This is a genomic window from Pontibacillus halophilus JSM 076056 = DSM 19796, from assembly GCF_000425205.1.
Lineage (GTDB): Bacteria > Bacillota > Bacilli > Bacillales > BH030062 > Pontibacillus_A > Pontibacillus_A halophilus.
This window is the reverse complement of the sequence record NZ_AULI01000001.1, coordinates 189,821-204,004: the sequence shown is the minus strand read 5'-3', so window position 1 is coordinate 204,004 and position 14,184 is coordinate 189,821. Positions and strand designations below refer to the sequence as shown.

At 43.3% G+C, this 14,184-nt stretch carries 18 protein-coding genes; 17 read left to right on the top strand and 1 reads right to left on the bottom strand.

All coding sequences use genetic code 11. The features are described from left to right. Positions 1-19 precede the first annotated feature (19 nt). The 14 genes from H513_RS0100915 to H513_RS0100850 all read left to right on the top strand — a co-directional run bounded on the left by H513_RS0100915 (position 20) and on the right by H513_RS0100850 (position 10,875). Complete coding sequence (locus tag H513_RS0100915; protein WP_026799002.1) at positions 20-418, top strand: F0F1 ATP synthase subunit epsilon; 399 nt, start codon at positions 20-22, stop codon at positions 416-418. Positions 419-621: 203 nt separating this feature from the next. Next, positions 622-852, top strand: a complete 231-nt coding sequence (locus H513_RS0100910; RefSeq protein WP_026799001.1) for a DUF1146 family protein — start codon at positions 622-624, stop codon at positions 850-852. Positions 853-948: 96 nt separating this feature from the next. Further along, positions 949-1,662, top strand: coding sequence for a YwmB family TATA-box binding protein (locus tag H513_RS20780; protein ID WP_026799000.1), 714 nt, complete (start codon positions 949-951; stop codon positions 1,660-1,662). Positions 1,663-1,695: 33 nt separating this feature from the next. Then, a complete protein-coding gene (gene murA / locus H513_RS0100900; protein ID WP_026798999.1) occupies positions 1,696-2,994 on the top strand; it encodes a UDP-N-acetylglucosamine 1-carboxyvinyltransferase in 1,299 nt (432 codons plus the stop codon). Positions 2,995-3,144: 150 nt separating this feature from the next. Next, positions 3,145-4,167 (top strand): stage II sporulation protein D, encoded by a 1,023-nt coding sequence (gene spoIID / locus H513_RS0100895; RefSeq protein WP_026798998.1) that lies wholly within the window; start codon positions 3,145-3,147, stop codon positions 4,165-4,167. A 106-nt stretch (positions 4,168-4,273) separates the two neighbouring features. Beyond that, complete coding sequence (locus H513_RS0100890) at positions 4,274-5,188, top strand: stage II sporulation protein SpoIIQ (RefSeq protein ID WP_026798997.1); 915 nt, start codon at positions 4,274-4,276, stop codon at positions 5,186-5,188. 126 nt (positions 5,189-5,314) lie between these two features. Then, the gene (locus tag H513_RS0100885; RefSeq protein WP_026798996.1) at positions 5,315-6,307 is read left to right on the top strand and encodes an AimR family lysis-lysogeny pheromone receptor; all 993 of its coding nucleotides are present in this window, start codon (positions 5,315-5,317) and stop codon (positions 6,305-6,307) included. A gap of 304 nt (positions 6,308-6,611) precedes the next feature. Further along, entirely contained in the window at positions 6,612-6,917 is a 306-nt protein-coding gene (spoIIID, locus tag H513_RS0100880; RefSeq protein ID WP_026798995.1) for a sporulation transcriptional regulator SpoIIID, read from the top strand. Positions 6,918-7,073: 156 nt separating this feature from the next. Next, positions 7,074-8,075 carry a rod shape-determining protein gene (mreB, locus tag H513_RS0100875; protein WP_026798994.1) on the top strand — a complete coding sequence of 334 codons (1,002 nt, stop codon included), beginning with the start codon at positions 7,074-7,076 and terminating at the stop codon, positions 8,073-8,075. A 22-nt stretch (positions 8,076-8,097) separates the two neighbouring features. Beyond that, entirely contained in the window at positions 8,098-8,919 is an 822-nt protein-coding gene (locus tag H513_RS0100870; protein WP_026798993.1) for a flagellar hook-basal body protein, read from the top strand. Between the two features lie 13 nt (positions 8,920-8,932). Beyond that, a complete protein-coding gene (locus H513_RS0100865) occupies positions 8,933-9,760 on the top strand; it encodes a flagellar hook-basal body protein (protein ID WP_026798992.1) in 828 nt (275 codons plus the stop codon). Positions 9,761-9,789: 29 nt separating this feature from the next. Beyond that, entirely contained in the window at positions 9,790-10,077 is a 288-nt protein-coding gene (locus H513_RS0100860) for a DNA-directed RNA polymerase subunit beta (protein WP_026798991.1), read from the top strand. Positions 10,078-10,087: 10 nt separating this feature from the next. Continuing rightward, the gene (gene fabZ, locus H513_RS0100855) at positions 10,088-10,519 is read left to right on the top strand and encodes a 3-hydroxyacyl-ACP dehydratase FabZ (protein WP_026798990.1); all 432 of its coding nucleotides are present in this window, start codon (positions 10,088-10,090) and stop codon (positions 10,517-10,519) included. Positions 10,520-10,623: 104 nt separating this feature from the next. Continuing rightward, positions 10,624-10,875: a hypothetical protein gene (locus tag H513_RS0100850; protein WP_026798989.1), complete on the top strand. Its 252-nt coding sequence runs from the start codon at positions 10,624-10,626 to the stop codon at positions 10,873-10,875. Positions 10,876-10,907: 32 nt separating this feature from the next. Here H513_RS0100850 and H513_RS0100845 read toward each other — a convergent pair whose 3' ends face one another. Next, entirely contained in the window at positions 10,908-11,120 is a 213-nt protein-coding gene (locus H513_RS0100845) for a YjfB family protein (RefSeq protein ID WP_036768828.1), read from the bottom strand. Positions 11,121-11,301: 181 nt separating this feature from the next. Here H513_RS0100845 and H513_RS0100840 point away from each other — a divergent pair, with 181 nt between their 5' ends. The 3 genes from H513_RS0100840 (at position 11,302) to H513_RS0100830 (ending at position 14,184) form a co-directional block, all read left to right on the top strand. Continuing rightward, a complete protein-coding gene (locus H513_RS0100840) occupies positions 11,302-11,781 on the top strand; it encodes a competence protein ComK (RefSeq protein ID WP_026798987.1) in 480 nt (159 codons plus the stop codon). Between the two features lie 172 nt (positions 11,782-11,953). Beyond that, complete coding sequence (locus H513_RS0100835) at positions 11,954-12,838, top strand: TetR/AcrR family transcriptional regulator (protein WP_026798986.1); 885 nt, start codon at positions 11,954-11,956, stop codon at positions 12,836-12,838. Positions 12,839-12,864: 26 nt separating this feature from the next. Further along, positions 12,865-14,184: an efflux RND transporter periplasmic adaptor subunit gene (locus tag H513_RS0100830; protein WP_026798985.1), complete on the top strand. Its 1,320-nt coding sequence runs from the start codon at positions 12,865-12,867 to the stop codon at positions 14,182-14,184.

Below are 14,184 nucleotides of genomic sequence, written 5' to 3'. Positions count from 1 at the left end.
AGCCCAAGGAGGGAAACGCATGAAAACACTAGCTGTAAGTGTTGTGACTCCTGATGGCCCGGTTTTAGAAGATACATTCCAAATGGTGAGTTGTAAGGCGGAGAGTGGAGAACTAGGAATTATGCCTGGTCACATTCCTCTTGTTGCACCCCTCACAATCAGTGGAGTGCGCTTAAAAGGAGAAAATTCGACGGACACGTTAGCTGTGAACGGAGGATTTCTAGAAGTTCGACCAGATAAAGTGACGATTCTCGCTCAATCTGCAGAACTTCCTTCTTCCATTGATGTGGAGCGTGCTCGCCGAGCGAAAGAACGTGCGGAGCGCCGTCTTCAATCCAAACAAGATGATATCGATTTTAAGCGGGCAGAAATGGCATTAAAACGTGCAATTAACCGTTTAGATGTTACGCAACAGTAAGTGAAAAGTCTTAAGCGATTTCGAGTCGCTTAAGACTTTTTTTGAATAAAATTGACTAGAATCTACGATTTATGCGTTTACGACCGATACTAAAAAGGTATGGGTATACGGAATCACATCGTTCTCGTTGACAGGAGTGGAGGAACATGTCAAGGTTTAACTTGTGAGGAATGTTCCACTTCAGGAATAAGGAAGGTGTGACAATGGATTCAGTAGCAACTCAGTCGATTTTGAACATGATTTCACATATAATTTTTATAATTATTACATGGAAATCACTACAATCATTACAGCTTGATGGTATATTTAAGAAAGGTCGTATTTTTGAGGCCCGTATCCTTGTGATTTTAGTAACAATCATGATTGGAACAACGGTTAGCAACTTCTTTTTGGACTTGCTTCAATGGTCTCAAAACTTGAAATACTTGCTCTAAAAAAGTCGAACGGTTCTAACAAATCTTTCGTATGTTTTTTTCCTTTCCCGAACACAATGAGGATAACGAGTTTATCCAAGGGGAGAGGGAAGAAATATGCGAAAGTGGCTTTTTGTTATAGGAATGTTCATCTATCTACCAATGGTATCCTTAGCTTCAACACACACTGATGCCTTGCAACCTGTCAGGGATCTCGTATCCGTCATAGAAGAGGAAGCGTTGGATGTAAAAGGGTGGGACGTCACAGTGAAAGAATCAGTGAGTCCTCAACATGTACAAGACCTTCTATCTAATATTGAATCTACCGACCCGTCATCACAAATAGAAGTGGAAGAAACAACAATCTCCAAAAAGTACGCAATCACCCACCATAAACACACACATTTGCACGAACAAACTATAATAATTGTGTCTAAGCAACATCCAACTTTCGCTGAACTAATTTACAATGTTTCTGGAGAGCGCTTTGAAGACCGGACACAAGCATCGTTAGAGGCCCGTTTGGAAGAAGTGATGAATGTATATTTTGCAGAAAATGCCACTATTTTCACTTGTGTGAAAACGGAAACAAGTGATAAGATTAAGGGTGTTTTGTTGCTAGAGAAAATTAGAACGAATTTAAACATGAAAACGATCGAAAAAGTAGATGAAGCAGACTTTCAATCAATATCCGGTTACACCAATCGGTGGGACTCATCCATTCCTGTTTCGGAGGATCAGAATATGAATGTGCAAATGGCTTTACGTACAGGATTGGGCGCTGAGACAACCATTACGATAGGAACGCCGATTATCACGAATGAATACTAATATAGAGAAATTGGACGCGGAGGGGAATGAACCTTGGATAAAATCATCGTCCGCGGTGGCAGTCAGTTAAATGGGACAGTTAAAGTAGAAGGTGCCAAAAATGCAGTATTGCCTGTCATCGCAGCAAGCATAATTGCTAGTGAAGGAAAAAGTATATTAAAAGAAGTACCGGCTCTTGCTGATGTGAATACAATCAGTGAAGTGATTCGTCATATGAATGCGGATGTTACGCTAGGCGAAAACCAAGTTACAGTAGATGCTTCGAATCAATTGAAAACGGAAGCTCCGTTTGAATATGTTCGTAAGATGCGTGCTTCTGTTCTTGTTATGGGTCCATTGCTTGCTCGTTACGGGCACGCTAAAGTGGCTCTACCTGGAGGGTGCGCAATTGGCTCTCGTCCACTCGACCAACACCTTAAAGGGTTTGAAGCGATGGGCGCGAAAGTAAACGTTGGGAATGGATACATTGAGGCGTTTACAGAAGGCCGTCTGAAAGGCGCTCGTATTTATTTCGATGTTCCAAGTGTAGGGGCTACAGAAAACGTTATGATGGCTGCTGCCCTTGCTGAAGGTAAAACGGTACTTGAGAACTGTGCGAAAGAACCTGAAATCGTTGACTTAGCGAACTATTTGAATAAGATGGGTGCTAAAGTGATTGGTGCAGGTACAGAAACGATTCGCATTGAAGGTGTTGAGAAATTATACGGTGCAGAGCATACAATTATTCCTGACCGTATTGAAGCAGGATCATTTATGGTAGCTGCAGCTGTCACAAGAGGAAACGTACTTGTGAAAGGCGCTGAAATGGAACACTTACGCTCTCTTGTCGCCAAGATGGAAGAGATGGGTGTAACCATTCAAGAAGAAGCAGAAGGACTACGCGTAATTGGTCCAGAGAAGCTTAAGGCTGTCGATGTTAAGACAATGCCGCACCCTGGATTCCCAACAGATATGCAGTCTCAAATGATGGCATTGATGCTTGGAGCAGAAGGCACAAGTGTTCTTACTGAGACAGTGTTCGAGAACCGATTCATGCATGTGGAGGAATTCCGTCGCATGAATGCTCAGTTAAAGATTGAAGGACGCAGTGTGATTGTAGAAGGTCCAAGTGACCTACAAGGTGCAGAGGTTGCTGCGACTGATTTACGTGCAGCGGCTGCATTAATCATTGCTGGACTTGTATCAGAAGGGTACACGCGTGTGACAGAGCTTAAGCACTTAGACCGTGGCTACGTTAACTTCGCAGGTAAACTTAAACAACTTGGTGCAGATATCGAACGAATTGATGAAGCACCATCAACAGAAACACAACCGAACGAAATTATCTCATAGTTAAGAAGCCTCCCTGATTGTCAGGGAGGCTTTTTTGTGTCCATTTATGGAATCGGTTATCCGTGTAGATTTTTGTCCTGGAAGGTTCTATGAATGCCTCGCTTTGTATAAGTTAGTTAATAGAGTAACTAGACAAAAAGGGGGCGTAAAATGAAGGTCTGGAAGAGTCCAGGAGTCATTGGGGTGACGGTACTGGTAGCTATTATTCTCATCGTACCCACACTCATCGTGATTCCATTTATCGGGAAGTATGATGCAGCTGTCGAAGTAGGGAATGTATCGAAGCAGCCCCTTGTTCAGAATGAAGCAGAGGGTCCTGCTGTTGAGGTAGTCGTTCATCGAGCGAAGACGAAACAGCAAGAATCGGTTCCCCTAGAGGATTACGTGTCCCGTGTGGTTGCATCTGAAATGCCGGCAGATTTCGAATTAGAGGCGTTAAAGGCTCAATCACTAGCGGCAAGAACCTACATCATTAAGCATTTATTGAACGGGGACGCCCTTCCAAGTGGAGCAGACGTGACGGATACGGTGGAACATCAAGTGTACAAGAACGATAAAGAGTTACGATCACTATGGGGAAGTGATTATGAGTGGAAGATGGAGAAGATTCAACAAGCGGTAGCAGCTACAAAGGGAGAAGTCCTAACGTTTGAAGGGGAGCCAATTACAGCAGCATTCTTCTCCACCTCTAATGGAGAAACGGAGAATGCAGAAGATTATTGGGAGACCCCATACCCTTATCTAACTAGCGTATCGAGTCCTTGGGATGAGTCTTCTCCTAAGTATCATGACCAGAAGGTGTTTACGAGAGCACAGATTGAGGAGAGGCTAGGCGTTCAGGTGACTGACAGCCAACCGGCATTCTCAGAGCCCGTTAAGACGTCCACAAACCGCATTAAGACTGTGAAGGTAGCTGGGAAAGACTTTACAGGACGTGGCATTCGTGAAGCGCTGGAGCTGCAATCGGCTGATTTCACGGTCGTCGAGAAGAATGGACACTACATCTTTCAAACGAAAGGGTATGGACACGGTGTAGGGATGAGTCAGTACGGTGCAAATGGGATGGCTCAGGAAGGAAAGACTTACGACGAGATTGTCTCTCATTTCTATCAAGGAACAGATGTACTGCAAGTTTCGGATTTTCTACCTAAATTAACGGCTTCAAAAGAATAATGTATAAGATCGAGAAAATGTCGAAAAATAAGAAGTAAAAATTTTGTAGCAAGAAGGTATGCTTCTTCCTCTTTCTGGTCAGACTGGTTGCTGAGGTGATGATGAAATGAGAGAGGAAGAAAAGAACCTTTCTAAAAACAGTTGGAAACGTGTTTTCCGTAAGAAGTGGTTTTTCCCTAGTGTTTATTTAATCGCAGCTGCCCTATTGCTTACAGCCGTTGTCTGGTATCAGAATTCACAAAATGAAGACGAAGCGAAACAAAACGAAACAACAGACAGCTTGCTCGACTCTATGTACGATGAAGAAGCAGCACCAGTTATGGACCAACAAGAAAACATTCATATGCCAGTAGCAGGTGATGAAGCGACTATCGTAACAAAGTTCTATGATTTCGAAGCAAGCGCAGAAGAACAAGAACAAGCTCTCGTCCTTTATAACAATCGTTACTACCAAAGCAAAGGTGTAGACATTGCTCGTCAGGACGGAGAAGAATTTGACGTAACGGCTTCTCTATCAGGTACGGTTACAGAAGTACTTGAAGATTCTTTACTTGGACAAGTCGTTGAAGTTACACATCAAGATGGTGTCACAACTAAGTATATGAGCCTTAGCAAAGTTGCCGTAGAAGTCGGTGCACAAATCAAGCAAGATGATGTAATTGGAACTGCTGGACGTAACTTATTTGGTCAAGCGAATGGCGTTCATGTACACTTTGAGCTTCGTAAAGATGACCAGCCTGTAGACCCTGAAACGTTCTTCAATCAACCATTTGATGCACTAAGAGATACAGATCAGTCGAAAGAAGAAGGCGACAAGCGTGAAGAAGGAGAAGAGCCTAAAGAAGAAGCTCCAACTTCTGAACAACCAGCTGAAGGTGAAGAAGGCAATGAGTCTGAAGAGCCAACTTCTGATGATGCAGAAGAAGGTACAGACAAAGAACAAACAGATGAGAACGAAACACCTGATGGTTCTGAGTCAACAGAAGATACAGAGTCCTCAATCTCTATGGCTAACGCCTAATCCAAAAGCCTTGCTCCTCGGGAGTAGGGCTTTTTTTGTCGATACTTGATAGGTTTTGTTGAAAGCGTATCCCATATAACGAGTCTTTGATAAAGTTAGACTACAAGTATGGGGGAGGGCTGGAAGATGAAGATGGAACAGGAACTGTCGCTTCATAGCAAGAGTCAAATTTGGGCGAAAGTATACGGCAAAAGTCGAACGACAGCTTACCTGAAAGAAATGATTCTCCAGCAAGAGACAGATGAAACGATACAATCTGGTCTTGAATTCCTCCAAATGAACGGATACGAATGGGAATTTAGCCAACTTTACGAAGAGTTTATGAATAGTGGCGAGCCGATGAAGGAAGCATGGGTGAGACTCTATGAGCTTCAGCTATTGCTAGGTTCAAGGAACAGTCCTTATTCCGCTATACGAGAAGAGCTTGAGACTATGGAATGGTTCTCAGCGGAGCAGCGGTGTTACGGTCAATTTCTATTGGCACGTGTTCATTATGCAATGCAATCTCTTCATGTCATCGACGTGTATAATGAACTTGTACGACAGTTAGATCTACTCCCGATATCGTTGTTGAAAGGGTTCCTACAATTAAAGAAAGACCGCATCCAACTTCATTACCACTGGAAGCGGAATGAGTTAATCTTTGCAAGAAAGATTGCCTATCGCTCATTAAGAGAAAGTACATCAACGGTCCATAACTCTGAAGTTCATATGACGTTAGCTTTGACCTATCTATATGAGTCCTTTGAACAATCCACGTATCATCTAAACGAGGCATCTTCTCTCGTTCAACAATATAAACTCCGCTCTTTACAATCAGTGCTCACAAAGCGCGTAATTCCTTTCGTGATGGCATACAATGGACGAACGAATGGCATTACAACGACAGATGTAGCTGAGAGGGCACACTTACTACTAGCTAAAGGCGAGAACGAAGAGGCGCTAGCGTTATTGGAGACAATCCAAGATCCGACTCCTTTAGAACACTACTACATTGGGAAAGCGAAAGGCGACATAGAGATTCTAGGACAAGCGTATGGGCGCTTCATACATGAGCAGTCTGACCACTTCTATGCTAAGTTGCCTCTCTATGAGTTAAATCGCTTATCAAACCTTTAAACAATTCCATAATGATGAAAGAGCTCAGAGGGGTAATCCACACTCTGGGCATTTTGTATATTCTAAAGAATGGCTCGTTTCTTCTAGTGAAATCCCTCCAAGCCTTGTCCTAACTGCCTTTTTAGGCATAAACGCTCGTATGTGTTAATAAACTGTTACAAACCGAGCAATCTATAAGGTTTGAGGTGGGAAAAGCGTGAGAACACGAACTAACAACTATGACCACACATGCCCCAATACATAGCCCCTCACACCGAAAGTCTCATTTCACACCTACGACAACCAACTTGGGGAGGCGAGTGGTGTGCACGACTACATCAAAGAGCGAACAATCAAGATAGGGAAATACATTGTGGAAACCAGAAAGACAGTCAGGGTGATTGCGAAAGAGTTTGGCGTATCCAAGAGCACGGTTCATAAAGATCTGACGGAACGTTTGCCAGAAATCAATCCTGACTTGGCTAACGAGGTTAAAGAAATCTTAGATTACCATAAAGCCATCCGTCATTTACGAGGCGGGGAAGCCACGAAGAAAAAATACAAACTCCACCCAGAAAATGGGGCGGAAGTGCTAGAAGTAAAGGAAGAACCAGCCAATACGGCCGGTTAAATAGTGAGATCCTCCCATCGACATCATTCGTTGGATTAGAAAACTTTTTTTACCATTTGTGCCGATAATCCCTGAAATTTGTGATAAAATATATATTTAGAAATGTAATTGTAATCGGACAAATATAGATATTGTAGCAGGGAGGATCAATATTTCATGTTCTCTAGAGATATTGGCATAGATTTAGGTACAGCAAATGTACTAATCCATGTAAAAGGTAAAGGTATCGTGCTTAATGAACCATCCGTTGTAGCGATGGATCGAAATACAGGAAAAGTGTTAGAAGTAGGGGACGAGGCACGTCGCATGGTTGGACGTACTCCAGGAAACATCGAAGCCATTCGTCCTCTTAAAGATGGCGTCATCGCAGACTTTGATGTGACAGAGGCCATGCTTAGGCACTTTATAAGTAAGATTAACGTTCGTGGCTTCTTTTCTAAGCCAAGGATGCTGATTTGCTGTCCAACAAACATTACGAAGGTAGAGCAAAAGGCAATCAAGGAAGCGGCGGAGAAAAGCGGTGGCAAGCGTGTCTATCTTGAAGAAGAGCCTAAAGTAGCTGCCATTGGCGCGGGGATGGATATTTTCCAACCAAGCGGTAATATGGTCGTTGACATTGGTGGAGGGACAACAGATATTGCTGTTCTTTCCATGGGAGATATTGTGACGGCTTCATCCATCAAGATGGCTGGTGACAAGTTTGATAATGAGATTCTGCAGTACATAAAGCGTAAACATAAGCTGCTTATCGGAGAGCGTACCGCAGAAGATATTAAGATTAAGATTGCAACTGTATTCCCTGGCTCTCGTCAGGAAGAGATTGATATTCGCGGCCGTGATATGGTTTCCGGTCTTCCACGTACGATTACAATTAAAACAGAAGAAATTGAAGAATCATTGAAAGAATCCGTTGCTCTCATCGTTCAATCTGCGAAAACCGTGCTAGAGAAGACACCACCAGAGCTTTCTGCTGATATTATCGATCGTGGTGTAATTCTGACGGGTGGAGGTTCGATGCTTCATGGCCTAGACCAACTGTTAGCAGAAGAACTGAGAGTACCTGTCTTTGTCGCTGAAGAGCCGATGAACTGTGTGGCCAAAGGGACAGGAATGATGCTTGAAAACATCGACCGACTACCTAAGAATAAAATCGTGTAGATCTTAAGGGAGGATCACTGCTTTGTTTAAAGGATATTACACAGCCGTGTCAGGTATGACAACTCAACAACGTCGCCAAGAAGCTCTGTCAAATAACGTAGCCAATGCAACTACACCTGGGTATAAGGCGGATGAAGGGACCATTCGTTCATTTCCTGAGATGCTGATTCAGCAAACGGGGCGTAAGCATATACCAGGCACGAATCTTTCCATCCCGAAAGAAGCGAACGTGGGTACATTAAATTCGGGTGTCTACATGCAAGAGACAATCCCAAACTTCACGCAAGGAAGCATACAGGAAACAGGGATTTCGACTGATGTGGCATTGATAGATGGGAACTATCCAGATGAGAATGGTTCTGTCTTCTTCACCGTCCAGAGCGAAGATGGGGTTCGGTATACGAGGAATGGCAACTTCACCGTTGATGGGCAAGGGAACTTAGTGACGCACTTAGGACAAGCTGTCTTAGACGAAGAGAACAACCCAATCCAAACGGGCGGACTTGACTATACCTTGACGAAAGATGGACAGCTGCAATTAGAGAATGGCGAAACCGTTCTTCTTGGAGTAAGCTATGTTGCTGATGTAAATCAACTTGTTAAAGAGGGCAGTGATTTACTTGTGTTGGATGAAGCAGGGGATGGACAAGCTGTCGATGCTCGTGGTGAAGCCGGAGTAACCTTCTCTACCCAACAGGGGGTATTGGAAGGCTCGACCGTGGATATGGGGCAAACCATGACAGAGATGAACAGCGCCTATCGTCTCTTCGAATTAAACCAGAAGGTCCTACAAGCCTATGACCAGAACATGCAGAAGACAGTCAATGATATTGCGAAATTATAGGAGGGTTCTGTAGATGCTTCGTTCATCCATGCAAGCCGCCGTTACGATGGGGCAACTTCAGCAGAAGCTTGATTTAATCGGACACAACGTGTCGAACGTCAATACAACAGGATATAAGACGAAGGATGCACAGTTCTCCTCCTTGTTGTTCCAAGAAATGGACAACCAATCGCGTCCTGAAGAGGAAGTGAATCGCCTCACTCCGAACGGGATCCGGATTGGGTCTGGTGCACAGATGACCGGGTCTGATGTAGACTTTAGCCAAGGGTCCATCCGAACAACGGACCGAATACTAGATGTAGCTATACTTGGCAACAACCAACTATTTTCTATTCAAGTAACAGAGAATGGGGCTGAAGAGACTCGTTTCACACGCGATGGTGCCTTTTATTTATCACCCGTTAATGCTAATGAGAATATGCTTGTGACAGCAGCTGGGAACCCTGTACTTGGAGAAGACGGGCCTATTTTACTTCAGAATGATGTTCAAGAGTTAACGATACGTGAAGACGGTAGGATTATGTCAACAGTGAATGGCCAACAAGTGATTGAAGGCCAATTAGCTATGGTGGAAGCAGTTCGTCCGCGCATGCTTGAAGCGACTGGCGGGAATCTATACCGTCTCCCTACAGATGTTGGCTTGAACGTAAATGGCGAAGAAATTGTTGCTCCTATGAACCAAGATGAGGTACGCTTACAGTCAGGAGCACTTGAAACTTCAAATGTCGACTTATCCAAGCAACTGACTGATTTAACGGTGACCCAACGTGCCTATCAATTAAACAGTCAATCCATCAAGCTAGGTGATCAGATGATGGGGCTTATAAACGGATTGCGATAATCTTTAGCGCTATATAAGGAGTCAAAACCATGCAAGAGGAGAAGAAACAGACGAAGCCTGTACGCCACGAGAAACCTGAGAAGAAAGAGCAAAAGGAATCGTCTAAGCAGGGGAAGAAGAAAGAAACAAAAACTAAATACCGCCGTCGTCTGCTTCCAATCTGGCTGCGCATCGTTATTGTGCTCGTGACAAGCATCCTTGCTTTGTTAGCTGGTATGATGATTGGTTATGGGGTTCTCGGAGACGGCAACCCTCTTGATGCCTTGAAAGTAGACACGTGGAAACATATCTTTGACCTTGTTATGAAGACTGAATAGGAGGATTCTCATGTACGATATTACAGACATCCAAGACATTATCCCACACCGCTACCCGTTCTTACTTGTTGATACCATTACAGAACTTGAAGAAGGTGTACGAGCAGTTGGAAAGAAGAATGTTACAATTAACGAACCATTCTTCCAAGGACATTTTCCAGGATATCCAGTTATGCCAGGTGTCCTAATTGTAGAAGCACTTGCTCAGGTAGGTGCTGTCGCAATGCTTAAGAAAGAAGAGAATCAAGGACGCCTTGCTTTCTTTACAGGCATTGATAAGTGTCGCTTCAAGCGCCAGGTAAAGCCTGGTGACCAGCTCACGCTAGAAGTTGAAATTACTCGAGCGCGTGGAGCGATGGGTAAAGGGAAAGCGACTGCTACCGTGGACGGAGAAACGGTATGTGAAGCTGAAATCATGTTCGCCCTTGGCGATAAAGAATAATCGGGATCGCTCATCCATGGATGAGCGATTTTTTTATTTCCATTTTTGTATATCCTGTACGTTTGTGGACAATCTAAGGTGAGTCTACTTAAGGAGGAATTTACATGAATACAAAATGGATGTTAAAAGCGGGTACAACTACTGCACTTCTGTTAACGCTGCTAGTTGGTTGTGGCGGTGGTGATGAGGAGAATAATGAGGAAGAGATGAATCAAGAAGAACAAGAGATGAAAGAAGAGCAAGATGATATGATGAACGAAGAAGAACAAGGTAATGAAGATACAATGAACAACGGAGATAAAGAAGAATCTAACCAACAAGAATCTGAGAAACAAACAACTGACGAGGAAGAATAAGAAGAAGCAGCGGAAGCCCGCTGCTTCTTCTCTTATCCTTTGAGATCAATACTTGCGCCCTTCGTTGGATGGGGTGCTTCGTTTACTTTCGAGGAATCCAATAACTCTTGCATACCTGCTCCTTGCGTTTCCAGTTGGCCAAGCGCAGAATTCATGACAGCTAACGACGCTTGTTGTTTCACTTCAGCATGACTAACTGCTGTGGAAAGCTTCGCAATCTCCAGTATTCTCCCCTCCCACTTCAACTCGATTGCTTAAATTGTAACAAATCGAGCGTTCATCTTTGATAAAAAGACATAAAAAAGTTAAAAATACCCATATTGTACATAAAATTAACTTAATTTTACATATTGCGACAAAATATTCAGGACTATTAGGCTATTATTATAGTTGTAAAATAAATAACACAGTGAAAGGAAAATGAACGTGAAAGAAGAGTTTGTAGAGGAGTATATCATCACCAATCAGACAATGGCGGTTTTTCCTAATTACCATCCGGTTTACATGTCTAAGATATTGGAGAAGGAGCAGACAGTATACTGTCATCAGACTCCTAATGAGATTATGGATGCCTCGTGCATTCGTCATGGCTCCTCGTTCAGTGGACGGCGTTCAGCGATGGAGAAGATGCTACATACAAATACGAAGCTTCCTATCCCTGTTGATCCGACTAATGGGATTTATCTATTCCCAACGTGTTCACATAAGAACTCAGCATGCATATGGATTGCATTTTTTCACGTGGAACAATTTAAAGAATTAAAAGAAACAAAGGGAACAAGCATAACATTCTCAAATGGTTCTAAGGTTAAGATTACAATGTCAGACTTCTCTATGAAGCGGCAGATGCAATTGACAGGAATGGCTATTGCGAAACTATATAAACCTTACACAGATATTAGATAAGGATAATAGTATCTTTGTAAAACGATGTCATAAAGTCGCCACACGATTGGCGGCTTTTTGTATGTTGTCATATTGTAACGAAAATGGGGAGATAGTATAGTTATAGATAGCGTGACTGACCAGTCATAATGGGCCGTCAACAAGAAGACACAGAAGGGGAAGGAGTGAGAACATGAATGAAAAGAAGAAGAAACTCATTGAGTCAGGCATGAAGTTATTCGCTCAAAAAGGGTTTCATTCCACTTCTATTCAAGAGATTGCGGATAATAGTGAGGTATCTAAAGGCGCATTCTATTTGCATTTCTCATCGAAAGAAGACTTTATCCTAAACATATATGAATACTATTATGTCGATCTTAAGAGTCGCATTGAAGCAGCGAGACACGAAGGAGATACACCGCGCGAAACAATGGAGAAACAAATTCAAGTCTTAATGCAGACCATTGGGGAATTTCGAGACTTTATTATCATGGTCATCCGGGACAATATCTCATTAAATCAAGAAATGGATGATTTCTTATATGAGATGAAGGAGACTTCCTTTAAGTGGACGAGTGAGCACTTAAGGTCCATGTATGGGAAGGACATCGAGCCATACATTGTAGATGGAGTTCTTATTGTTCAAGGCCTTGTAAGTGAGTCCGTTCGCTGGGTAGTGGCGAGTGGTGTGTCCATTAATTTAGAGAGTCTGGCAAGGTTTATCTTACGTCGAATCGATGATGCCATTCAGGGGATGCTGAAAGAAGGCGGGGAGCCTCGAATTGCGCCTGAAGCCTTTCTGGCAACCTATGCCAATGATGTGTATCCAAAGAAGAATCAAGACATTGTTGAAGAGCTGCTTTATGATATGCGTCATGAACTGGAGAAGCTTGAAATGAATGGCGATCATAAGCAGGACTTGCAAGATACCATTGACCTGTTGCTTCAAGAGATACAACTAGAAGAACCGAAGAAGATTCTGTTTCAAGGAATGCTTACACATTTCCAACGTGTACCTGAACTCAGAGAAAATAGTGAGCGAATTGCGAGGCAGCTTAATACACAATTGTTTCAATAGAACGATTCAAGGGGGATGACGATAAAGTGAGAAGACTATCCATCTTGAGCATGCTGATTCTAACCGTCTTAATAATGGCAGCATGTTCTGAAGATACGACTTCTGATAGTACAGAAGAGCAAGTAACACCTGTTGAGTTAGCGTCGGTTATAAAGGGAGATTTGGTGCTTGAGAAAGATGTAATTGGTCGTACGATTCCTGGTTCCCAATCAGCAGTCGTTCCAACAACGCCTGGTGAATTAGTGAAACTAGCTGTATCGAAAGGTGATGTTGTGGAGAAAGGGGATTTAATCGGACGTGTTCGTTCCTCTCAAGCGGCTGACCAAGTTGAGATTCAACAAGTTTCCGTAAAGCAAGCGAACCAGCAACTAGAATCGGCTAAATCTCAGCGGAGCGCTGCTCAAGATGCGTTGAATTCGGCAGAAGATAATCTAGCGAGTGCCAGGAATCAAGCTTCAAGTACAGGAGATATCCCTTCTGTGACCATTGAAGCTCCGGAGCAGTTGGACGAACTTTATGAGAATGGAACCCTATCAGAGGAACAATATCATGAAGCGAAGCAACAATTTGAAGAGGCGGAACAACAAGCAAACGAGTTCCAATCGTCTTTATCCTCCCTGTTGTCTTCGAGTCAAGCGACGGTCGCGCAAGCTGAGCAAGCCGTGCAACAAGCAGAATCTCAAGTGAACAGTGCTCAATCCGCCGTGGATCAAGCGGAGCTAGGTGTTGAACAAGCTAATACGCAGTTAAATCAAACCGAGTCTCAAGTAAGCACGACGATTACAGCACCAACATCCGGTGAAATTGCTTCACTTGAGGTAACGGAAGGGGCGATGGTTTCAAACGCGCAACCGGTCGCAACGATTGTGAGTTTGCAACCGATTAAAGTTCAAGCATCCGTTACGTCAAATGAACTGAATCTATTCCAATTGGATAAAGAGATTCTTGTTACGTTGGATTCCCTTGATGAACAAGAAGGGAAGGCCACAATCAGCTACATCTCAAATGTTACGAATGACACTGGGCTTTACCCAGTTGAAGCAACCATTTCGAATAAGGACCGTACGTTGAAAGCGGGAATGATGGTTTCATTTATCCTTCCTGAGAAAGTGGTAGCGGACAAGCTAATTGTTCCAACTGCTGCCGTAGTGGAAGAAAAAGGGGAATCCTTTGTTTATGTCGTCAACGAAGAAAAAGCCACACAAGTTCCAGTAACCGTAATTGAAGCCCAATCAGACCAAACGGCTATTGATGCTGAGTTGAATGAGGGCGATCAGGTCGTAGTGAAGGGGCAACTAACCCTTACGGATGGCAACAAGGTGAAGGTCATGAAGGGGGAGCAATAA